We start from the raw sequence: 2,132 nt of genomic DNA on the forward strand, positions 1-2,132 counted from the left end.
GGATCGACCTCCCATCACTCCATCATCAATAATTCGCCAGTCTGTTTTGGGAGAATTTTTGTCAAATTGATAGAGTAAAATAAAAGAGGACATTGCCGATATAAGGATTAAAGCTTTCACATAATGTAAAAGCACTAAAGACTATAATTGTTTGAAGTAGCTATTTTTTAATCCACTTCAAAAACTAGCTTCATGGTAATAGAAGCGGTTTTGTTTTTATCTGCTGTATTGAAAGTTCCACCCCAAGAATAGTCTTCCCCAGAATTTTGTCCAGTTATCTGGAAGATCCCCATATTAGCGGAGATCAGGTCTCCAAGATCCCCTTTGGAGTTTTCAGCAATTCTTTCAGCTCTGATTCTGGCATCTTCAGTGGCTTTTGCAATCATCTCCAATTTCAATGATTCCAGACCTGTATAATAATAGCGAGGTGCCTGCGAATAAAATGCGATTCCTTGATTCAACAATTCCGTGATTTCGCGACTGATTTTTTCAACTTTCTCTACTTCTGTAGATTCTATTTTCAGGGACTGATTTAGAGAATAACCATCAAAAGTCTGACCTAAATAGCGTCCGTCATTCGAGTAGTTTTGCTGGTATTTCGGATTTGTGTTGACAGCATTGAAAATGAGTTTTTCTGCAGGAATTCCTTTTGAAATCAAATAATCAGAAACCAGTTTTTTATCTTTTTCAAGATCTGAATATGCTGATTTTAAGTCAAAGCTTTCTCTGGTAAAATTTCCTTCCCAAACTACTAGGTCAGAAGTGAAATTACTCTCTCCTAAACCAGTCACATTAATGGTGCCCTGAGGACGGTTTCTGTTCATTACAGCATTCCCTAAAACAAAGGATGCTATGACGATGGCTAAAGCAAAGAGGATTGCCGATAGGTTTTTGTTCATAGTGCTGAAAAGTCAATCTTTGAAAATAATAATAATAACTTTCAATAATCAAAAAACCCGCCAAGTAGCGGGTTTTAGGTTAGCCTAAAGAATAATTAACATTTAATAAATTCTTTGCATATACAGCTGCTCTTTAGGATTTTCCAGATCAATAAGGTACCCGTTTACTACAGCATACTTCAACTCTCCGTCTTTAGCGAGATAGAAGTTTGGGGCTGATCCGGTAGTCCATAAGCTAGGGAATGTATCGACACTTTTTAAAACCAAAATCGGTAAATGGTGAAGCTCCTTTGGTTCTCCGTTTTTTACTTTTATGGCTAAAAATCCCTGCTTTAATAAGTCCATTGTTTTTGCTTCATCTAAATCTGAAGCATTTTCAAAAGCGGTTTCATAGACTTTCCCTTCCACAAATTCATGTCCTGTAGCATCTAGTGTTTCTTGAGCAAAGTAAACTTGCATATCCCCGAGATCATCAATTGAACCAGAAACATAATAGCTTCCGGGTATTTCAGATTCTCTTCTTCGGATGACCATGTCTATCGGATATTTATTTCCTTCTACGGTCACTAGCATTTCATTGATCATTAAATCAGCCAACTGTGAATCATTATCTGGAATCGCAAAATACTGCTCAGTAGTATATTGCTCGTATCCTTTGGTAGCGATTTGATGCAAGGCATCCAGAATAATCATGAAATTGAGTTGTCTGATATATTGTTTATCAGGATCTCCCCAAAAACCTCCTGATTCAATCAAAATGGTGCTGGTTCCCCACTTTTGGATATTATCTCCAAAAGCACGAGGTTCAAACGCATCATCATATTTCCCAACTTGTCCAGGCACCACTTTTTGTAAAACCTCGTTCATTCCTACGATGGCTTGCATCGCTCGTTTTCTTACCTCATTGATTTCGGTCTCTTTATTGTAGGCAGGTGCTAAAACAGAAATAGTGGCCTGTTTTGGAGTGCCTTCTACATTGTAATAAACTTGCTGATCGTGGAGGTTAAAGCCAAATTCTGGTTCGAAATCATCTCTGGCTTTTTTGAGAATAATTGCTTCAGGAGATATTTGAGAAATTGCATCCCTGTTCAAATCAATATCCAAACTATTTCTTCTTTTAAAATCCTCCGCACCGTCGGGATTGATCATCGGGATAAATTTGATGTTCAATTGACTTTTCAAGGTATTTCTGATCTCATCAAATTCATCTCCACTTCCTTCAAGAAAATTAAA

At 37.2% G+C, this 2,132-nt stretch carries 2 protein-coding genes; both read right to left on the minus strand.

Annotated features, from left to right (window positions below):
• Positions 1–167: 167 nt before the first annotated feature.
• Positions 168–899, minus strand: coding sequence for an SIMPL domain-containing protein (locus tag Q0L68_RS16015; RefSeq protein WP_296705137.1), 732 nt, complete (start codon positions 897–899; stop codon positions 168–170).
• A 102-nt stretch (positions 900–1,001) separates the two neighbouring features.
• On the minus strand, positions 1,002–2,132 hold a 1,131-nt coding region (locus tag Q0L68_RS16020), incomplete at its 5' end, for a peptidase M14 (RefSeq protein ID WP_296705138.1).

The sequence above is a fragment of the Algoriphagus sp. genome (assembly GCF_024642405.1).
Taxonomy (GTDB): domain Bacteria; phylum Bacteroidota; class Bacteroidia; order Cytophagales; family Cyclobacteriaceae; genus Algoriphagus.

Coding starts and splice junctions, on each gene's coding strand:
- Q0L68_RS16015 (WP_296705137.1), bottom strand. CDS start 899: ATGAACAAAAACCTATCGGCAATCCTCTTTGCTTTAGCCATCGTCATA.